The sequence below is a fragment of the Mucilaginibacter sp. GW821-FHT07H05 genome, from assembly GCF_059418485.1.
The window spans coordinates 131,860-151,083 of the sequence record NZ_JBWKPY010000006.1; the positions used below are offsets into that span (position 1 = coordinate 131,860).

Genomic DNA, 19,224 nt, shown 5'->3' on the forward strand with positions numbered 1-19,224 from the left:
AAATAGCATTGGCCTTATGGCCGTAAAAATAATAAAGGTTTATTAAGTATTTGTACCGGCAAAACTAATTTTATAATTTAACCCATTCATAAATTTAAGTAATGGACGAACCACAAGCATTAAACCAGGTAGCCGAATTTCACCGCACATTTAAACACCCCATACAGGAAAAACCAATTATCCCCGCCAGGGAGAGGGCCAACTTACGCGTTTCCCTGCTGGCCGAAGAATTGAAGGAACTGCAACAAGCCATTGAAGATAATGATTTGGTAGAAGTTGCCGACGCCCTGTGCGATCTGCAATACGTGCTGGCCGGCGCCATACTGGAATTTGGCTTAGCCGATAGGTTTAAGTCCCTGTTTGACGAAGTGCACCGGTCTAACATGAGCAAAGCCTGCAAAACCATAGACGAAGCCGAGCAAACCATTGCCCATTATTTAGCCAAGGATAATACCGAGGCGCATTATAAAGAAATGGATGGCTTGTTTTTGGTTTACCGCACGGCTGATAATAAAACGCTGAAATCCATAGCCTATTCGCCGGCGGCTATAAACGAGGTGATGACGAAGTAAATTAGCGGGGACTAACCGTTGAATTTAATACATAAAGCAGTTTCCAAACCCGGGAACTGCTTTTATTTTATGGGGATTTTGGCATTCATCGACACATTTAGCCCATTCATCGATACATTAAAACAATAGAATAATAAACGCAAAGTATTGCTGTTAAGTTGTTGATACACAAACCTCAACACGATGATGCACTGCGTTTACGTTAACTGTAAGGATCCCCTGCCGCGATCCGCTTATTATCATCCATACCTTGTTCCCTGCCGGGACCTCCCGCAACAAACTATCCAAAGCGCCCCCGAAAAATCATTTAACGGGTTTATTTCAGGCCTTTTCAACCTTTTTCCTATTAACAGTTTCTTAAAACACACCGGTATTAAATGAAGCGATTTTTACTCTCCCTGTTCTTCTTTGCTTTTGTTTTCTGTGGCACATCGTCGGCACAGTACACCAAAAAAATATTAAAAAAGACGATCATAGATCACTTTTATACTTGCACGCTCGACCTCATGCTCGATTCGTTAGCAACGCAATATCATCTGCCCATCTATTTTGAACGCGAACAGCTAAGCAAAATGAATGTGGCCAATCATTTTTTCAGCGAAAGCTTAATGGATATTTTTAAATATGTATGCAAGGCCAACGATCTGCAATACTGGATAGAGAATGACGGTACCATTTACATTCTGCAAAACCCCGACGATCTGCAGCGTTTAAAAAAGCTGAAATCGTTGCGTAATACTACTATGGTGGTTAAGCCCCTGGTGATGGAACCGCCCAAAATGCCCCCTATGAATTTTGGCTTCCCGATAACGGGCAAGGTTACCGATATGAATACGGGTGAATCGCTGCCCGGCGCTACGGTTAAAGTGCGCCATACCGATTTAAGTACCGTTACCAATGTAACCGGAAGCTTTACCATACTTAAAGTACCATCGGATACCGTTGTGGTAGAAGTATCTTTTACGGGCTATCAGCCCGATGCTTTCAGGCTGGATAGCAAAAGCATTAACAGCAACCTGGTGTTTTCACTTTATCCGTCAATGAATGCGCTGAACGAGGTAACCATCACCGGCAAAAAAAATGGCGTATTAAATACCGACAGTAAAAAAATAAGCGTGCTGCAGCTTAGTCCGGCCGCGCTGGATAAGCTGCCTAATATCGGCGAGCGTGATGTGATGCGGGCCTTCCAGCTGATGCCGGGCGTAAGTGCCACTAACGAATCCTCGTCTGGCGCTTATGTGCGCGGCGGTACGCCCGATCAAAACCTGGTGACATTTGATGGTTTCACGATATATCAGGTAGATCATCTTTACGGCTTTTTCAGCGCTTTTAACAGCAACGCCGTGCGCGATGTGCAATTGCTGAAAGGTGGTTTCTCGGCCAAATACGGCGGCCGGTTATCCAGCGTTACCGAAATTATTGGGAAGGACGGCAATAAAAACGAAACCAATATAGGCGGCGATGTCAGCCTGCTCAGCACCAATGTATATGCCGAAACCCCCGTGGGTAACAACTCATCGGCGCTGGTGGCGTTCAGGCGCTCGTACCAGGGGCCATTGTACGATAAGATATTTGGCAAGTTCAATACCAGCCTGTCGCAAACCGGGGCTGGTTTTAGCGGTGGCCCCGGTGGTGGCCCGGGCGGGCGGGGTGGCTTTGGAGCCCAAACCACGCCATCATCGTATTTTTATGATATTAATGCCAAATACGTATATACGCTGTCGCCGGGCAATAGCGTAGCGCTGAGTTTTTATAAAGGCAGCGATTATTTAGATAACAGTCGCGATATGAACCTGCCATCGTTTACCACCGGCAGCAGTACCAGCTTAAAGATAAACGATAACCAGCAATCGGGCAATACGGGCGCCGGGATCAAATGGAATACCGTAATAGGGCGTAAGCTGTTTGCCAATACTACGCTAAGCTACTCGGGCTTTAACAGCAACCGTATAAATGAAACTACCGGAAGCAGCACCGATAGCGGTATTACCAAAGCCATTAACACGGGGACTACAGAATATAACCGGCTGAGGGACTACAGCCTGAGATCGGACTGGGAGTGGCGTTCGGCATCAAAGTTTAAATGGCTGTTTGGCGGCTTTAGTTCATCGGTAGGGATTGATTACACCTATAATCAGAATGACACCACCCAACTGATCGGTCAGCATAACAGGGCCCTGATTGGGGGCGGCTATGCCGAACTGGAAATAGACCCGGATAACAAATGGCATATCCAACCGGGCCTGCGCACCACCTATTATGGCCCCACGGGCAAGCTATACCCCGAACCCAGGCTCTCATTTAGTTATCATATCAACGATAGCTGGAACCTGAAAGGCGCTACCGGCCGCTTTTATCAGTTCACCAACCAGGTGATCAGGGAGGATATTGCCGGCGGCGACCGCAACTTTTGGGTAATGGCCAATAACAGCAATATCCCGGTAAGCTCGGCCGACCATTTTATAGCCGGCTTTAACTACGAAACCGATCAGTTTTTATTTGATGTGGAGGGCTATTACAAAACGCTGAATGGCCTAACCGAATACTCTATACGCCAGGAAGGTGGTGGTGGCGGGCCTTTTGGCGGCAGTAACCAAACCGCAACCGTAACCGAGAATTTTTACCGTGGATCGGGCTATGCAAAAGGAATAGAGTTTTTACTGCAAAAAAAATCGGGAATGTATACCGGCTGGATCAGCTATACCCTGGCACAGGCTAAAAGCAAGTTCCCGATATATGGCGATAATTATTTTTCATCGCCGCAGGATATTACCCACGAGCTGAAATCCATCAATATGTACCATTGGCAACGCTGGAGTTTTGCTGCCACCTTTATCTTCAGTACCGGGCACCCTTATACGTCACCTTTGGGTACTTATACCATACAAACGCTTGATGGTAATAAAACCACCTATTTGACCATCAGCGGTAAAAACGGTCAGCGCCTGCCCGATTATCACCGGTTAGACCTTTCTGCCACCTACGATCTGCTGAAGATAGACGGCATTAAAGTAGGCAGCATCGGCTTGTCGCTATTTAACGTATACAATCACATCAATTCGTGGTATAACCAATACTACATCCGTAATGGTATAGTTTATACCACCGCTGTAAAATATTTAGGCTTTACACCCAACCTTACCCTCAGTTTAAAATGGAAATAACCCGTAAAATACTCATATTATTTGTGCTGTTTATAACACTGGTATCGGCCTCCTGCAAAAAGGCGGGAACGGATATAACAGATAAACCTGTAGTAATTGCCTACCTGGTACCCGGCCGGGCAGTTAGTATTGGGGTATACCAGCAAAAAGGGCTTGCCGATACGGCTACCTATGGCGCGGCAATTACCGGTTTAAAACTTTCGATATCCGACGGAAGCCAAACCGTAAATTTAACCGAAACTCTTGCCGGCACCTATTCCTACGCCAATACTTCGTTCCTGGTATCGGGCAAAACATATACGTTAAAGTTCAGCTATTTAAATGCAGAAATAACAGCTTCGGCACTGATACCGGCAAAACCGGCTTCATACACGGCATCGCGCACTACTATCAATATTCCATCGACTGCCACAACCAAGCCCGGTACAACCGATTCAATAGCGGTTAAACTGAAATGGAGCAACCCGGATTCCTTATATCATATCATCGTTTTTAAGAATGATGATAACAGCCCGTTTAATCTGCACCCGCAAATGAACAGCCTGGTTAATTTTACGCTCAATGCCAAACAGGCCGCTTATTACGATGTTTATTTCCGTACGTTTAACTACTTAGGTAGCTATAATGCTATTTTATACAGTGTCGATAAAGCTTATACGGAGATCTTGGTCAGCAATGCCAATACTACATCGCAACGATTGTCCGATCCGCCGGGGAATATCACCAATGGTTACGGCATTTTCACCGGTATGCAGGCCGATACCATTAAACTAACCATCACACAGTACTGATGTTTACACATTATAACAGGATTATTACCAGCAGATAAGGAGCAGTTGAGGGATATAACCAGGGCGCGCGTTTGTAAATCACCACGCTTTTTTGTTTATTGCCCGCATGTATGATATCTGCTGTATAGGCCACATCACATCGGATAAAGTGGTTAATGCCCAATCGGTGCGGTATATGCCTGGGGGGACGGCTTATTATTTTTCCTGCGCGCTAAGCCGGTTACCGGTAAGCTATTTGCTGGCAACTGCTTTGGCTGCGCCTGAAATGAAATATGTAACCGCGCTGAGGGAAAAAGGAATTGAAGTTATGGTGCAGCCAAGTGCGCACACGGTATTTTTTGAAAACATCTATGCTGAAAACCAGGACCAGCGTACGCAAAATGTGCTGGCAACAGCCGATACCTTTAATGTAGAACAATTCGAATTAATCGAAGCGAAGATCTTTCACCTTGGGCCTTTGCTGGCTAATGATATCACTACCGGTTTAATTAAGGTGCTGGCCGGTAAAGGCCGCGTAAGCCTGGATGTGCAGGGCTACCTGCGCCGGGTTGAAAACCAAAAAGTTTATACAGCCGATTGGGCAGAAAAAAAGGAAGCCCTGCAATACATAGAAATTGTAAAAGCCGACATTGCCGAGTTGCAGGCTTTAACTGGTTGCGATGATATTAAAGATGGCGCCAGGATGCTTGCCGGCTGGGGCGTTAAGGAGGTAGTGATCACCAACGGCAGCCATGGTTCGCAAATTTACCACGATGGCGTTTTTTATACCATCCCGGCATACGAACCGGCTATTATGGTAGATGCTACCGGATGTGGTGATACTTATATAGCAGGTTATTTATATCAACGGATACAAGGGGCGGGGATACAACATTCAGGGGAATTTGCGGCCGCCATGGCCGGGTTAAAAACCGCCGCCCCGGGCGCGTTTATAGGTACTGTGGAAGACGTGGAGCAGTTTATAGCCGGGTTTACGGGTAATTAACCCTATAGTACAGGATGGTTTAGTGTAACATCCCTGTGTGATAAACAAGCGTGATTTGGTTTTTATTTTAGCTTTGGGTATAAACTTAATTACGCCCACCCTTTATGAGATCGCGCTTAACCTTACTGGCTTTCCTGTGTTTGATTGTCCCGGCAATAAGTAGTGCCCAACGCATTGACCGTTACGCGCTGGTGAACCGGCATAATGTACAGATCGTCGAAATCGATCCGCTGGCGCCATTATCGGTAGGCAATGGCGATTTTGCCTATACGGCCGATGTGACCGGGATGCAATCGTTCGAAGATTATTACTGGAAGAACGGGATCTCGCTGGAAACGCTGTCTACCTGGGTTTGGCATTCGTTCCCTAATACACAAAACCTGAAATTGCAGGATGCCATGAAAGAGATCGATTTTCATGGACGTAAAATTATGTATGCCAGCCAGGAGAAAACCCCCGCCGGCGAATACTTCCGCCAAAACCCGCACCCGCTGCCGCTGGGACAGATCAGCCTGGTACAAGGCGACGGCAAACCGCTGGACATGGCATCTATCAGTCACATCAACCAAAAGCTGGACTTATGGAAAGGCCTCATTACCAGTAATTATCAAATTAACGGCATCCCGGTAACGGTAGAAACGGTTAGCCATCCCAGCCAAAGCACCGTAGCTTTCAAAATCAGATCGGCATTGCTAAAAGGCGGATTAAAAACAGCTTTCCGCTTTCCGTATTCCTATGATTTTGCGATTAAGAATAAACCCCCTTTCGATTGGACTAAAGCCGACCGCCATCAAACCACCATCATTAGCCAAAGCCCAAACAAGGTGCTGTTAAAAAGAAGTAATGAGGGTACAGTTTATTACGTAACTGTGAGTTGGGTAGGCAAAGCGCAATTTAAAAAAGATAGCGCTCATCGCTTTTTACTGCAAGGCACGGGCGCCGATAGCCTGCAGATTACCTGCGCCTTTTCGCAGGAATTGCCTAAACAAATTACGCCGGCATTTACAGCCGTAAAAGCCGCCAGCACGGCATCATATAAAGACTTCTGGACTAAAGGCGGCGCTGTAGATTTTACCGGCAGCACCGATCCGCGCGCGCCGGAACTGAAACGGCGCATGGTATTATCGCAATACCTGCTGCATGTTAATTATTCGGGTTCGTTCCCGCCGCAGGAGACCGGGCTGACACATATTAGCTGGTACGGCAAGCATAACTCTGAAGTATACTGGTGGCATGCCGCCCAGTTTTATCAGTGGGGGCATACCGAATCGTTGGAACATAGCTTTGCCTGGTATAAAAAGGTATTGCCTATTGCGGTAGCGCAGGCAAAAAGCGAGGGCTTTGAAGGCGCGCGCTGGCCCAAAATGTCGGGTATTGATGCGCGGCCAAGTCCGGGCAGTATTAACCCCTTTATCATCTGGAATCAGTGCAACCCTATTTACCTGGCCGAACTGATCTATCGGGCACATCCTGATAAAGCTACGCTGAACAAATACAGCGATGTGGTTTTTGAATCGGCAAAGTTCCTGTCGTCTTACGCCTTTTTCGATGTGAAGACCGGGCGCTATATCCTTGGCCCGCCAATTAAAGGCGTAGCCGAGCATAATGCCGAAAATGAGACCCAAAACCCCACATTTGAATTAACCCAATGGTATTACGGCCTAAAGGTAGCGCAAGATTGGCGTGAGCGATTGGGTATGCCGCGGGATAAACATTGGGACGATATATTGGCTAAACTGGCCCGCCCAACTATCCGTAATGGCCGTTACGCCGAGCTGGAGACAGACCCCGGCAATGGCGGTTCCGACCAGATTATGGCGCTGGGCTACCTGCCTAAAACGCCCATGATAGATGAAAAGGTGATGGCACAAACATTTGATGCGATATACGACCGTGGCGGCTTGCGTAGCTTCATCAGCTGGAGCCTGGGCAAAGGCGCTTTAACCGCCGCCCGTTTAGGCGAACAGCAAAAAGCCGTGAATATTTTAGCTAACGATACCTTTGGCGCTAAATTTCTGAAGAACGGGCATGTGCAGCGGGCTAAGGAGCCATTGGCCTGCCCGGCTTACCTGCCCGCCAACGCCGCCTTTATGGCCGCTGCCGCTTTGATGGCTGGTGGCTGGGATGGTGCACCCAATATCAATGCCCCCGGTTTCCCGCAGGATGGTACCTGGAAAGTTAGGGCCGAGGGGTTGAATAAGTTGCCATAAGAGAAGTCCGAAAGTCCGCATAAGTCAGGAAGTCCGAAAGCAGGAATGCTAAGTAAATATCTTTCGGACTTCCGGTCTTTCCGACTTCCGGACTATAACATCATGCTACCGCAGGTTTAGCGTAGCGTAACCTGTGGTAAGCCCATGCCAGAAGTTCAAACTTCCGGCATTTTAGGCACAAGTTAAGCCAGCACACAGACCCTCCCTTAAACTTGCGCCAGCACTACTATATCTTCTGACTATAATTTCCTCTTTTCGTACTTTTTCGGGTCAAAGATCCGCTCATCCAGATCAGGCTCTTCTTTATAATCCGAATAGGTTTCTACCTGTAATAGTTTACCGCCAAAATAGAACGCGGCCTTTGTCTCGCTCCAGCCGCCGCCAATTTTAACGTGGTCATCAAAAATGCATTCCTCTTTGGTGCCTTTGGTTTGCTCAATCATACGCACCAGGTACAGCTCTTTTTTATCAACCCATAGTTGGTTGCTGGTCAGGTCGTCTTTGTTGTTGGATCCTATTACGTACACCGGCTTATCTTTCCAGGTGGTTTCGTAGGATTTGCTGAGATCATACCCGCCGCTTTTCAGTTTGGCAACAACGGCATCCCAGGGGTAAAAATAAAGTCCGCCTAACAAAAAGATCAGGTCGTTCTCATCTTTATTAGCCGAACGCAACTGTCCGTTACGGAAATTATAGGTAGAGTCGCCACGGAAAATGATGGTGTTGCCGTTTGCCAGCGGTTCAATATCAATGCGCAGCTTATCCGGCGCCAGCATAGCTTCGTGCCAGGTTTGCGTGCTCTTCAGCGAGTCGTTGCGGTAGCGTTCGGTTTTTTGCGTGAAGGTAAGTGTACGATGCCACTTGCCCGCATAGCGGTTATACATCATTTTAACAATATCCTCGCCGGTTTTAGGCGGGGCGAATGACAGGAGAGTAGATATAGTCAATACTGATAGGATAAGTTTTATCTTCATGGGGATGGGATTGATCATTAAAGATAAGGGATTTAAAATTTGACAGACACCCATATGAGAAAATCACCCTAAAAGGGTGATGTCACAAAAAAGCGGATTGAATTTATCATCCAATCCGTTTATATCATTTTAATGTATTAGACCTTACACATTCTCCATCCCATACTGCTTCAAAACATCCTCGGGTACGCCTGTCCATTTGGTGGGTTGGTTGCCCATGTAGCCAATATCGGCCAGGCCCATTTTACTGGTAAAAAAGCCGGAGGCTGTTAAATCGCGCATGCGGTTAAAAAAGGCTACTCCCTGTTGCATTTCGGGTTTGGCTTTTGCCGGGTAGGCAATTTCGGTTACCATTTCTATTTGCTGGCTGGGGCTGCTATCCACAAAGCTTTTGTTAAAGCGGTTAAAGCATTGCATATCCAGCCATTTCAGGCCGCCGCGCAGGGGCAGCTGGTGCTCGGGGATATCTTTGGTGATAAACTCAATAAACTCCGGCACTTTGGCATCAGATGCGCTGCCCGATTTTTCATCCTTGGGGATAATGATATCGCACAGCACAGTAATGGTAGCCATTTCATGGTCAGTAAAGTATTTATCGGCCATCAGTTTTTTGTCGCGTTCCACCTCAAACGGCTGCCGCCCGTCAACCGGGGCCGATGGGGTTTCGGCAACTTCTTCGCCGGTTTTGGGTTTGCAGGCATCCAGTAATACTGCGCCCGATAATGTGGTTAAGCCAAGGGCTTTAAGCGAGTCACGTCTGTTCATAATAATTTGAATTAAACGTTCAGTTTTTGACGTTGTGATAAAATATATTCGGCCGTACGCATGCTCAGCGCCAGGATGGTCCAGGTAGCGTTTTTATCGCCCTGCTGTACAAACGGAGCAGCATCTACCACAAACAGGTTTTTACAATCGTGTGCCTGGCACCATTTGTTTAAGGCCGATTTTTTAGGATCGTCGCCCATGCGGATAGTACCTACCTCGTGGATGATACGTCCCGGCGCTTCCAGTCCGTAATTGGTTTCAGGCCCCTCAATTTTTGAGGTAATAATAGCGCCCATTTCATGCATCATAGATTGGAAGGTATCCTGCATGTGCTTGGCCTGTTTAACCTCGGCATCGGTCCATTTGTAATGGAACTTTAATACCGGGATGCCGTATTTGTCCACCACTTTGTCGTCTATTTCGCAATAATTATCCTCGCGGGCTATGGCGGTACCACGGCCGGCCATGCCTACCGCTGTGCCATAAAAGCGGCGGTAATCATTTTTTAAATCGGCGCCAAAGCCGCCTGCTTCCTTCATTTTACCATCTTTGCCCGGTACCAGTCCGTTTTTGGTGTGAATGCCATTGGCAAAGCCATAGCTTGGCATGCGCATACCGGCGCCATATTCAATGTGGTAACCCCGCGGGAAATCCAGTTTTTTATTATCCAGCCACCAGGGCGAGTAAATGTGCACACTGCCCACGCCGTCTTCGTTATAGCGTTTGCGGTCCATCAACTGCGGCAAAAAGCCGCCCAGGCTTGCCCCGGTACTATCGTGCAGGTACTTACCTACAATGCCGCTGCTGTTGGCTAAACCACCCGGGTGCTGGGCCGATTTTGAATTTAACAGTAAACGTGCCGACTCGCAGGCGCTGGCGCCCAGGATCACTATTTTGGCGTTTACCTGGTATTCCTGCAAATCATCCTTACTTACGTAGCTTACGCCGGTGGCCAGGCCTTCCTTATTGGTCAGTACCTCGCGCACCATGGCGTTAGGGATTACCTTCAGGTTTCCTGTTTTCATGGCCGGTATCACCAGGCAGGACGAAGCCGAGAAATCGCCATAAACTTTACAGCCACGGCCGCATTGCCCGCAAAAAAAGCAAGCACCGCGGTCTTTATTACCCGGCAAAGCCTCGGTTAAAACCGAACCGCGGCCGGCTATTACTTTAACGCCCGCTTTAGCGGCCGCTTTTTTAATAAACAATTCGTTTAAGCGCGGTTTTGGCGGCGGCAGGAATATACCATCCGGCTCGTTCTCCAAATTCTCTTTAGTGCCGTATACGCCTATCATGCGGTCAACTTTATCGTAGTAAGGCTTTACCTCGTCGTAGGTGATTGGCCAGTCGTCGGTCAGGCCATCTATATGGTGACTTTTAAAATCGTTTGGCCCCATGCGCAGCGAGATACGCCCCCAGTGGTTAGTACGCCCGCCCAGCATGCGCGAGCGGAACCAGTAAAACTCGGTTTTATCTTTTGTAGTATAAGGTTCGCCGTCCAGGTCCCAGCCGCCATAAGCCGCGTCAAAATCGCCGAAGGCACGGGTACTGCCGGCACCACGGCGCGGCGACTCGTACGGGAATTTTAATTGCAGGGAATCCTTTTGCGGGTCCCACCAGGGGCCGGCTTCCAGCATTAATACCTTTAAGCCGCCATGTGCCAACACATAACCGGCCATACCACCGCCCGCACCCGATCCCACAACGATGGCATCGTAAACGGTCGACGATTTTTTGATCTGCATATCGCTCATAAAATATAAGGGAATTTAGAGTTGTTTAATTTTAATATTGCGCCACGCGCTCGATCCGGGATGTTCCTGCAAGGCTATTTTGCCTTTAGCCACTTTGCCAAAATCGGCAAAATACTTATCGCGGAACTTGCTGTTGGCTATCATTTTATTCCATTCATCGCTGCCCATCTGGCCCTCAAAGGTTTTGATGCCGTTGAGGTAAAAAGTAAGGTGGCCTTTGTTTTGGATCAGGCGTACCTTGTTCCATTGGCCAACGGGAACCGGCTTTGAAACCGTTGAATCGCCGGCCATATCATATAAGCAACCGGCTAAATGGTTCTGCTTTTTATTGTCGGATGCGCTGATATTATCCAGTACCTGCATCTCCGGACCGGTTTGATAGGTGGCTTCGTATTTAGGCGATTCCTGGATATCGAAGATAATGCCGCTGTTGCTGCCCTTTGCAACTTTCCATTCCAGGTTTAATTCGTAATTCTCATATTCATTGTTAGTGACAATATCGCCGCCGCCGTTTTTGGGTTTAGATGGGTCAAAAACGATGGCCCCGTCTTTTACCTGCCATTTTGAACCGACGGTGTCCCGGTTATAGGTATGCCAGCCTTTAGTGGTTTTACCATCAAACAGTAATTTCCAGCCTTCTTTTTTTTCTTTTTTGGTTAAGGTGTTGGGGGTTTGCGCTATGGCCGATTGTGCTGTGAACGCAAATGCCAGTAAGTATATGACGGATATTTTCATAAGATATGTTTTTGGGAATTTTTATGTGCCCCGGAATTGAAATTGGTTACAAACAAATATTCTGAAATTAGTTGGTTATTGCAATAGACAATATTAGGCCTGCGATGGATTATATTAATATGTACATACATGGCCGGGTGGGTTTGTGTATTGTTTTAAGGGCTAAATAAGCGGCTAAGTGTACCAGAGCGTAAAACAGGCAGAGCAGCAAAATAATCGTAAAATTTTCGTTCGTTTTGTATATTTACTATACCATCAGCAAATAGGCATGTCTGCAAAACCCAATATTACCCAAACCATACCCTTTTTCGGGGTGGCTGATATGGCGGCATCGCTCCATTTTTATGTGGATGGCTTAGGGTTTAACGTGATAAACCAATGGGTGCCGCGCGATAAAATTGAATGGTGCTGCCTGCAACGCGGTGCGGGTACCCTAATGCTGCAGGAACCACACGGGGATGTCCCTAAAGCGAAATTAGCCCGAAGTACAGTGGGCCATGGCGTATCCATCTGTTTTATTTGTGAAGATGCTTTGGTCCTGTATCATGAATTTACCGGCAAAGGATTAACCGTACGCGAACCTTTTGTAGGGAATAACATGTGGGTGGTAACGGTTAGCGACCCTGACGGATATATTTTAGAATTTGAAAGCCCTACCGATGTGCCGGAAGAAACCCGGTATTCGGAATGGAAACAATAAGTAAGCTAATGATGAAAGTATCCACTGTTTTTTTGATGATCATTTTCAATAGCTTTTGGAATGCCATCACCAGCAAAACATCGTTAACAGCATTTAAAAGCTGGCGGCACGCATGGCTGATCAGCACAAGCTGCTGCCCGAATAAAATGAATTGAAATGAAAACCGCTGATATTACCGATCCTTTATTTCTGCAAGCCGTAAACGCGCTTGATGCCGGCCATGTAAGCGAGTTGGAGAAACTGGTAACCGAAAACCCGCGACTGGTAAAGGAACGAACAAAAACAGCAGAGGAGGGATATTTTAAAGACCCTTACCTGCTATGGTTTGTGGCCGATAACCCTATCCGTAACTTTAAGCTGCCGCCCAATATTGTTGATGTTACCCGCTTGCTGATTGGGGCGGTAAAACGCGAATCGCCGGATACCTGGCAGCAACAACTCGATTATACGCTGGGATTGGTAACCACCGGCCGTATCCCGCGCGAAAGCGGTGTACAGATTGAATTAATAGACCTGCTGATTGACGCCGGTGCCACACCCGGCGGCGGCGTAGGCGCGATAGCGCACGGTAATTTAGCAGCAGCCAGCCATTTGATAGCGCGGGGCGGGAAACTAACCCTGCCCGTTGCGGTTTGCCTTGACCGTAAAAATGATATCAACCGTTTGATTGCCGAAGCCGGCGAAGATGGAAAACGCCTGGCGCTTGCTGCCGCCGCTTTCTACGGGAAAACGGATATGGTGAAGCACTTGCTGGATATGGGCGCCGATCCTAACGGCTATCCGCCGGGCAGTACCGGCTTCCACTCGCATGCTACGGCTTTGCATCAGGCCGTGTTTTCGGGCTCGTTAGCGGCGGTTAAAATGCTTGTAGAGGCCGGGGCGAAACTGGATGCCCCCGACAAGGTTTACCAAGGCACACCGCTGGGCTGGGCCATTTACATGCAAACCGAAACGAATGACGAAAAGCTAAAAGCAAATTACGCTGAAATAGAAAAATATTTACGAACGTTATGAGGATTTAACCACAGAGGCCACAAAGAAAAGAACCACAGAGTTCACGGAGGTTTTTTGAATCGCTTTTAATAATCGCTCAGTGAACTCTGTGTAAACCTCCGCGTTCTCTGTGGTTAAATCATCACCAAAACATCGCAACCATGAAATTTGAAAAAGCCGTACCCATACTCTATTCCGCTAACGTGCGGAATAGCCTGAATTATTATACCGAAAAACTGGGCTTTACCGAAAAGTGGGAATGGGGCGACCCGCCTGATTTTGGCGGTGTAGTAAGAGATGAAGTACAGATCTTTTTCTGCGAGACCGGCCAGGGCAACCCCGGTACGTGGTTATCGGTTTTTATGGAGGATGTAGACGCGTACTACGAGGATATTAAAGCCCGCGGCGCGAAGATCCTGTCAGTTCCGGATGATAAGCCCTGGTTTGTGCGCGAAATGCTGGTGCAGGATCCCGACGGCCACATCATTAGATTTGGGCATGGCATCGAATGTGATTAATGTGTAAAAGGTCTGCCAACAAAATGTCGCCGGTATTTTTTGTTAGCGACTAAAACCGGTACCCAATCTTCACTCTTATCCCGGGAATAGAAATATCATTACGGGTTAACTCGGCGGCGCCCCAAAAATGTTTAATCTGCATAAAATAGCTGGCGGTAAAATAAAGAGGAAGATTGTTTACCTCTACATCACTGGTGGCGTTTTTCAGGTAATCGTAATTTCCAAAAGTTTTACCCAGAAAAAACCGGAAAGCAAATTGGTTATCGGTTGATTTTAGTGAATGCCATAATATTTCGCTGGTAGCCCCAACCGTAAACATTTCTGTACGGGGAGTGGCCTGGTAATTGGGCTGGTTTTGCACTGCGCGGCGTAAGGCGGCAAAGTCGCCGTATTCTTTGCTATAGGTAGCTTCCACACCGATATACCTGAAATTGACATTTTCTTCAATTGCCTTAAACATATTGAAAGATGCCCTGCCGCCAATACCGGCAAAGCTTTTTGATTTAAAGCTATATGGGTCTGCCAACTCGTTCTGATAATTTTCGTTGTCTATGGCGCCAATAAAACCAAAAGCCCCGTATGATATATTGCTGTTTTTGAAAACATGCCCGCGGGAAATATCCAACTCGCCGAATGAGATCGTATTGTTCAGGTTTACCGCCTGGTTAAGGCCCTCGCCTATGGAAACATAAGTGGCGCTTTTAGCGCTATCGAACGAAGCTGGTTTAGGCTGGTAGGAAATATCATTGTTGTATAATGCAGGAGAGTAAAAGTGCTTGTTACAAGCGCTGCAAAGCAATAGGATTAATACTGCCGGGATAATTAGTTTTCTCATTTTTAAGGATTAAGGCTGGTTAAAGATAAATTATTCCCCGTCAATACCAAACGGTACCACAACAAGATAGCTGTGATATCACTTATACGATGGTTGGGGGTTTATTGCTACATACTTTAACTTATTTTATGACAGTGCAATTTGCAAAGAATACCTAATCTGTTATATTTGAATAAACTAAGAAATCACGACTATGAAAAAATATCTTTTTATCCTGCTGTTCGCTGCCGTAGCGGTTAGCGCCAGGGCACAAGTTAAAGACAGTGTAAAGCTTTATAACCCCGCTGCCGATGCTAAGGCCGATATTAAAGAAGCGGTTAAGAAAGCCGCCAAAGAACATAAAAACGTATTGCTGCAAATTGGCGGTAACTGGTGCATTTGGTGCCTGCGCTTTAACAGCCTGGTAACTACTGATGCCGACCTGAATAAATATATGAATGCTAACTATGTGGTGCTGCATGTAAACTGGAGCCCCGAAAATAAAAACGAAGCCGTTTTAGCCAGCCTGGGTTACCCGCAGCGTTTTGGTTTCCCGGTATTTATTATCCTGGATGATAAGGGTAATCGCCTGCACACCCAAAACTCGGCTTACCTGGAAGAGGGGAAGGGCCATAGTAAAGCCAAGGTAATGGAGTTTTTCAAAAACTGGTCGCCAACTGCTATCGATCCTAAGACATATCATACTACAAAGGCAGATTAAGCGTTAAACCATAGTAGCTATAAAAAGTCATATATATAATTATTGTACCTGATCTTTTAAAACCATGAAAATAGTAAGCATTTACTGGGATTATTATTTTGGCAGCAAAACCAAGCTTTGCAAAAAAGCTTGCAGCGCCAGGGTATATTAATTAAGCCGGAGGCTTAAACGCTGAAAGTCTAAAGATGAAGCAGATTGCTTTAACTTTAGACTTTTTTATTTTTTAAGCTTTGGTCTTTCTGCCCTTAGCTTATTGATTAATAAACGTATAAGGCATATTGGTAAATATACCGCTTGAAATAACGTTGTTGCTGATAGAAATAATGTTACCGCTGCTATCGTAATTAAACTTTTTTGTGGTAAAGCTGAACGAGCCTGTAATTATCCCTTTGGCGGCGTCTACCCCCGATACGGCTACCAGGCCGTCACCAGTTCCGGCCGTGGCTACAGGCACAAATACATAGGTACCGCTATTATCTTTTTGCTGCAGGCTATAGGTCATTAGCGGGTTGCCCGTAGCATCAACCGTATAACTACCTATGGTGAAATCATTTGTATTGGTAGCATTGTTAAGCGTTATCGCGCAGGTTAGCCGGCGTTGGTTATAAGTACCGGTAAAATTAAGCACTTTGGTTTTTGCGGCCGCGTTATAAGTAATATTGGCGCTCAGGGTGTCGGGTGTCCAGGCGGTACCGTTGATACTGGCCTGCAATACGGTAGTGGTTGTTGCGGTGGTGTCGTCGCTGCTTTTTTTGCAATTTTGGAATAGCAGCACTATAAAAAGCGCTAAAAAGGATAAGGAGAGCTGTTTCATTATTGATCGTTAATTTTTTCACGTTAACGCAGCTAATCTCCCTTTAATATCGGCCCAGGCCGTATTTCACATCTTTTAACATGGAGTTGTAATTTTTTGTTAAATGTATATTAAAATGTCATGCTGAATTATCAAAATCCAGGGGGGCTTTGAAGGTGTACATGACGTTGGGAAGCGGGGTTTGTGCGATTCCCCTCTTGAGAGGGGTGGAGGGGTGTGTCCTTTCGGCGATATGCAATTTGGTTAGGACACACCCCTGCCACTACACTTTCCAACGCGCCCCCTCCCAAGAGGGGAATTAAAAACAAACAAGTTCGGCATGACGGGGGTAAAACAGAAAAGGGGAGCTATTGCTCCCCTTTTATATCGATAGATCGATAGCCTTAGTCGATTACCGTAACCTTTAACATATTAGTTTTACCTTGTTTGGCAATTGGCACCGCGGCAGTGTTAATTACCACATCGCCAACCTCTATCAGGTTTTCATTTTTCAGGATGTTGTTTACATCGCTGATAGTTTTATCGGTACTTTCCAGTTTATCGTAGTAAAACGCTTTTACACCCCATACCAAACTTAAGGCGTTCAGCAGGTTTTTGTTGGATGTAAAAATGTAAGTATTTGCCTTAGGGCGATAGCTGGAGATCTCAAAAGCGGTATAGCCCGAGAAAGTCATGGAGATAATACCAACCGCGTCGGTATGGCCGGCTAAGTGAACAGCCGATTCGCAAACCGCGTTGCTTACTATATTGGCAGCAGGTATTTTATCGTAAGCTTCTTTTACCGAGTTGAACGGATAGCCGCGCTCTTCCACGTTACGCACAATTTTGGCCATGGTTTCAATAACGATCAGCGGAAACTCACCTACCGATGTTTCGCCGCTCAGCATCACCGCGTCGGCGCCATCCAGAACAGAGTTGGCTACGTCGTTCACCTCGGCACGTGTTGGGCGTGGGGTAGTGATCATGCTTTCCAGCATCTGCGTAGCAATAATAACCGGTTTTGAAGCCGCGCGGCATTTGCGGGCAATCATTTTTTGCAGCAATGGCACTTCTTCCAAAGGCATTTCCACACCCAGGTCGCCACGGGCCACCATTACACCGTCGGTAGCTTCAATAATGCCGTCTATATTATCTATCGCTTCGGGTTTCTCAATTTTAGCGATCACGCGCGATGCTTTACCGCTGCGGCTGATGATGCGTTTCAGTTCGACAATATCTTCGGCGGTACGCACAAACGAAAGACCGATCCACTCCACATCATTGGCCAGGGCAAAATCAAGGTTAATCAAATCCTCTTCGGTTAAGCTGGGGATAGATACTTTAGTGTTGGGCAGGTTAACACCCTTGCGCGATGTCAGGATACCGCCGTGTACTACTTCGCAAACTACCAGGTCCTTACGGTTGGTCTCAATCACCTTCATCTGGATCTTGCCGTCATCCAGCAAAATAATCTCGCCGGCCTTTACATCCTGCGGGAAGGTATCATAAGTAATATAAATCTGGTTATCATCGCCAATACACTCGGTAGTGGTCATGTTAATGCGTTTACCGTTGGCCAGGTGGATGCCGCCGTCCTTTACCAGGCCTATACGGATCTTAGGGCCCTGTAAATCGGCCAGGATGCCTACGTTTACTTTATACTTATCGTTGATCTCGCGGATAATATCAATCGTTTTCTGATGATCTTCGGGGCGGCCATGCGAAAAATTAAGGCGGCAAACATTTACGCCAGCCTTTATCATAGACATTAAAACGTCTTTTTTAGCCGACGCCGGGCCCATTGTGGCAACTATTTTAGTTCTGTTGTAAGATAATTTCATATTTATGAGGTTTATATGGCCTTGGGAGGCCGCAATATAGTGTATTTTTAACACCTTGTAAAAACTGCGCTAAAATAACAGATTTTCCCGTGATTTTATCTTTTTCGGATCAATCTTTATCGCAGCCACCACTTCGGGTATTTTATTAAGGCCGTTAACCAGGTAGTTCAGGTCTTCGTCGTCTATATAATTTTTGATCATTAAAAAGTAATCGGCTTCGCGCATTTCGGGGATCAGCAGGCCGTCAGTCCCGCGGTTTGCGATCAGGTAAAACGATGTTTCGCTGGCTTCCCAATAATATTCGTACATAGAAAAAGGGACGGCCCGGGCCGAATTGGGATAGATATTTACCTCCAGGTCATCAACCCGCGCAAAGTTCATCCCCAGGTATTTATTCACCAGGTAACACATGCGGTAGTCTTTTTGTGCTGATGTTATAGCTATCAGCACAAAATCTAAATCAATTTCAAACTTTAAAAGCTTTTTATTCAAAGTAATATACTTAAGTTCGTAAAATTACAAACAGAAACATTAGCGCTAAAATAATGTTATATTTAATGCAAAGATTTTAGGTTTGATATTTGATTTAATTTATTTTTCTTTGCACAGAATTTATTAATCATTAAAATCATAAAGACTATGTCTGATATCGCTTCAAGAGTTAAAGCTATTATCGTAGAAAAATTAGGTGTTGACGAAAGTGAAGTTACACCTGAAGCAAGTTTCACCAACGACTTAGGTGCAGACTCTTTAGACACCGTGGAATTGATCATGGAGTTTGAAAAAGAATTTAACGTGGCCATTCCTGATGATCAGGCAGAAACCATTGGTACCGTTGGCCAAGCCATCGCTTACCTTGAAAAGAACGTTAAATAGGCTCCCTTTTCACAATTA

General features: G+C 46.3%; 19 protein-coding genes. 11 read left to right on the plus strand and 8 right to left on the minus strand.

Annotated features, from left to right (window positions below; translation table 11 throughout):
- The first annotated feature begins 101 nt into the window (after window positions 1-101).
- From AC07M6_RS17015 to AC07M6_RS17035, 5 genes are all read left to right on the plus strand, one after another.
- Window positions 102-572, plus strand: coding sequence for a pyrophosphohydrolase domain-containing protein (locus AC07M6_RS17015; RefSeq protein ID WP_494891453.1), 471 nt, complete (start codon window positions 102-104; stop codon window positions 570-572).
- Window positions 573-949: 377 nt separating this feature from the next.
- Window positions 950-3,736: a TonB-dependent receptor gene (locus AC07M6_RS17020; RefSeq protein WP_494891455.1), complete on the plus strand. Its 2,787-nt coding sequence runs from the start codon at window positions 950-952 to the stop codon at window positions 3,734-3,736.
- Entirely contained in the window at window positions 3,727-4,527 is an 801-nt protein-coding gene (locus tag AC07M6_RS17025; protein WP_494891457.1) for a DUF4249 domain-containing protein, read from the plus strand. Before AC07M6_RS17020 ends, AC07M6_RS17025 begins: the two co-directional genes overlap by 10 nt.
- Window positions 4,528-4,633: 106 nt before the next feature.
- Window positions 4,634-5,512 carry a PfkB family carbohydrate kinase gene (locus tag AC07M6_RS17030; protein ID WP_494891459.1) on the plus strand — a complete coding sequence of 293 codons (879 nt, stop codon included), beginning with the start codon at window positions 4,634-4,636 and terminating at the stop codon, window positions 5,510-5,512.
- 104 nt (window positions 5,513-5,616) lie between these two features.
- Window positions 5,617-7,722, plus strand: coding sequence for a hypothetical protein (locus AC07M6_RS17035; RefSeq protein WP_494891461.1), 2,106 nt, complete (start codon window positions 5,617-5,619; stop codon window positions 7,720-7,722).
- Between the two features lie 239 nt (window positions 7,723-7,961).
- Here AC07M6_RS17035 and AC07M6_RS17040 read toward each other — a convergent pair whose 3' ends face one another.
- The 4 genes from AC07M6_RS17040 to AC07M6_RS17055 all read right to left on the minus strand — a co-directional run bounded on the left by AC07M6_RS17040 (window position 7,962) and on the right by AC07M6_RS17055 (window position 11,950).
- Entirely contained in the window at window positions 7,962-8,696 is a 735-nt protein-coding gene (locus AC07M6_RS17040) for a LolA family protein (RefSeq protein ID WP_494891463.1), read from the minus strand.
- Between the two features lie 144 nt (window positions 8,697-8,840).
- Window positions 8,841-9,461, minus strand: coding sequence for a gluconate 2-dehydrogenase subunit 3 family protein (locus AC07M6_RS17045; RefSeq protein WP_494891465.1), 621 nt, complete (start codon window positions 9,459-9,461; stop codon window positions 8,841-8,843).
- A gap of 11 nt (window positions 9,462-9,472) precedes the next feature.
- The gene (locus AC07M6_RS17050) at window positions 9,473-11,206 is read right to left on the minus strand and encodes a GMC family oxidoreductase (RefSeq protein ID WP_494891467.1); all 1,734 of its coding nucleotides are present in this window, start codon (window positions 11,204-11,206) and stop codon (window positions 9,473-9,475) included.
- Window positions 11,207-11,230: 24 nt separating this feature from the next.
- Window positions 11,231-11,950 (minus strand): 3-keto-disaccharide hydrolase, encoded by a 720-nt coding sequence (locus tag AC07M6_RS17055; RefSeq protein ID WP_494891469.1) that lies wholly within the window; start codon window positions 11,948-11,950, stop codon window positions 11,231-11,233.
- 268 nt (window positions 11,951-12,218) lie between these two features.
- Here AC07M6_RS17055 and AC07M6_RS17060 point away from each other — a divergent pair, with 268 nt between their 5' ends.
- The 4 genes from AC07M6_RS17060 to AC07M6_RS17075 all read left to right on the plus strand — a co-directional run bounded on the left by AC07M6_RS17060 (window position 12,219) and on the right by AC07M6_RS17075 (window position 14,161).
- Window positions 12,219-12,650 carry a VOC family protein gene (locus AC07M6_RS17060; RefSeq protein ID WP_494891471.1) on the plus strand — a complete coding sequence of 144 codons (432 nt, stop codon included), beginning with the start codon at window positions 12,219-12,221 and terminating at the stop codon, window positions 12,648-12,650.
- An 8-nt stretch (window positions 12,651-12,658) separates the two neighbouring features.
- A complete protein-coding gene (locus AC07M6_RS17065) occupies window positions 12,659-12,805 on the plus strand; it encodes a hypothetical protein (protein WP_494891473.1) in 147 nt (48 codons plus the stop codon).
- Window position 12,806: 1 nt separating this feature from the next.
- Complete coding sequence (locus AC07M6_RS17070) at window positions 12,807-13,664, plus strand: ankyrin repeat domain-containing protein (RefSeq protein ID WP_494891475.1); 858 nt, start codon at window positions 12,807-12,809, stop codon at window positions 13,662-13,664.
- Between the two features lie 131 nt (window positions 13,665-13,795).
- A complete protein-coding gene (locus AC07M6_RS17075) occupies window positions 13,796-14,161 on the plus strand; it encodes a glyoxalase superfamily protein (RefSeq protein WP_494891969.1) in 366 nt (121 codons plus the stop codon).
- Between the two features lie 49 nt (window positions 14,162-14,210).
- On the opposite strand, the gene AC07M6_RS17080 is transcribed toward AC07M6_RS17075, so the two are convergent.
- Complete coding sequence (locus AC07M6_RS17080) at window positions 14,211-14,996, minus strand: hypothetical protein (protein WP_494891477.1); 786 nt, start codon at window positions 14,994-14,996, stop codon at window positions 14,211-14,213.
- Window positions 14,997-15,189: 193 nt separating this feature from the next.
- Here AC07M6_RS17080 and AC07M6_RS17085 point away from each other — a divergent pair, with 193 nt between their 5' ends.
- Window positions 15,190-15,696: a thioredoxin family protein gene (locus tag AC07M6_RS17085; protein WP_494891479.1), complete on the plus strand. Its 507-nt coding sequence runs from the start codon at window positions 15,190-15,192 to the stop codon at window positions 15,694-15,696.
- 250 nt (window positions 15,697-15,946) lie between these two features.
- Here AC07M6_RS17085 and AC07M6_RS17090 read toward each other — a convergent pair whose 3' ends face one another.
- From AC07M6_RS17090 to AC07M6_RS17100, 3 genes are all read right to left on the minus strand, one after another.
- On the minus strand, window positions 15,947-16,510 hold the full coding sequence (locus AC07M6_RS17090) for a hypothetical protein (protein WP_494891481.1): 564 nt from the start codon (window positions 16,508-16,510) through the stop codon (window positions 15,947-15,949).
- A gap of 383 nt (window positions 16,511-16,893) precedes the next feature.
- Window positions 16,894-18,330: a pyruvate kinase gene (pyk, locus tag AC07M6_RS17095; protein WP_494891483.1), complete on the minus strand. Its 1,437-nt coding sequence runs from the start codon at window positions 18,328-18,330 to the stop codon at window positions 16,894-16,896.
- 69 nt (window positions 18,331-18,399) lie between these two features.
- Window positions 18,400-18,822, minus strand: a complete 423-nt coding sequence (locus AC07M6_RS17100) for an IPExxxVDY family protein (RefSeq protein ID WP_494891485.1) — start codon at window positions 18,820-18,822, stop codon at window positions 18,400-18,402.
- A 147-nt stretch (window positions 18,823-18,969) separates the two neighbouring features.
- Here AC07M6_RS17100 and AC07M6_RS17105 point away from each other — a divergent pair, with 147 nt between their 5' ends.
- A complete protein-coding gene (locus AC07M6_RS17105; protein WP_008508386.1) occupies window positions 18,970-19,206 on the plus strand; it encodes an acyl carrier protein in 237 nt (78 codons plus the stop codon).
- Window positions 19,207-19,224 lie beyond the last annotated feature (18 nt).

What these genes read in the sequence shown, in the direction of transcription:
- AC07M6_RS17065 (WP_494891473.1), top strand. Translation starts at nt 12,659, where the DNA reads ATGATGAAAGTATCCACTGTTTTTTTGATGATCATTTTCAATAGCTTT.
- AC07M6_RS17085 (WP_494891479.1), top strand. Translation starts at nt 15,190, where the DNA reads ATGAAAAAATATCTTTTTATCCTGCTGTTCGCTGCCGTAGCGGTTAGC.
- AC07M6_RS17050 (WP_494891467.1), bottom strand. Translation starts at nt 11,206, where the DNA reads ATGCAGATCAAAAAATCGTCGACCGTTTACGATGCCATCGTTGTGGGA.
- AC07M6_RS17105 (WP_008508386.1), top strand. Translation starts at nt 18,970, where the DNA reads ATGTCTGATATCGCTTCAAGAGTTAAAGCTATTATCGTAGAAAAATTA.
- AC07M6_RS17060 (WP_494891471.1), top strand. Translation starts at nt 12,219, where the DNA reads ATGTCTGCAAAACCCAATATTACCCAAACCATACCCTTTTTCGGGGTG.
- AC07M6_RS17025 (WP_494891457.1), top strand. Translation starts at nt 3,727, where the DNA reads ATGGAAATAACCCGTAAAATACTCATATTATTTGTGCTGTTTATAACA.
- AC07M6_RS17040 (WP_494891463.1), bottom strand. Translation starts at nt 8,696, where the DNA reads ATGAAGATAAAACTTATCCTATCAGTATTGACTATATCTACTCTCCTG.
- AC07M6_RS17045 (WP_494891465.1), bottom strand. Translation starts at nt 9,461, where the DNA reads ATGAACAGACGTGACTCGCTTAAAGCCCTTGGCTTAACCACATTATCG.
- AC07M6_RS17020 (WP_494891455.1), top strand. Translation starts at nt 950, where the DNA reads ATGAAGCGATTTTTACTCTCCCTGTTCTTCTTTGCTTTTGTTTTCTGT.
- AC07M6_RS17080 (WP_494891477.1), bottom strand. Translation starts at nt 14,996, where the DNA reads ATGAGAAAACTAATTATCCCGGCAGTATTAATCCTATTGCTTTGCAGC.
- AC07M6_RS17035 (WP_494891461.1), top strand. Translation starts at nt 5,617, where the DNA reads ATGAGATCGCGCTTAACCTTACTGGCTTTCCTGTGTTTGATTGTCCCG.
- AC07M6_RS17090 (WP_494891481.1), bottom strand. Translation starts at nt 16,510, where the DNA reads ATGAAACAGCTCTCCTTATCCTTTTTAGCGCTTTTTATAGTGCTGCTA.
- pyk (WP_494891483.1), bottom strand. Translation starts at nt 18,330, where the DNA reads ATGAAATTATCTTACAACAGAACTAAAATAGTTGCCACAATGGGCCCG.
- AC07M6_RS17030 (WP_494891459.1), top strand. Translation starts at nt 4,634, where the DNA reads ATGTATGATATCTGCTGTATAGGCCACATCACATCGGATAAAGTGGTT.
- AC07M6_RS17070 (WP_494891475.1), top strand. Translation starts at nt 12,807, where the DNA reads ATGAAAACCGCTGATATTACCGATCCTTTATTTCTGCAAGCCGTAAAC.
- AC07M6_RS17055 (WP_494891469.1), bottom strand. Translation starts at nt 11,950, where the DNA reads ATGAAAATATCCGTCATATACTTACTGGCATTTGCGTTCACAGCACAA.
- AC07M6_RS17015 (WP_494891453.1), top strand. Translation starts at nt 102, where the DNA reads ATGGACGAACCACAAGCATTAAACCAGGTAGCCGAATTTCACCGCACA.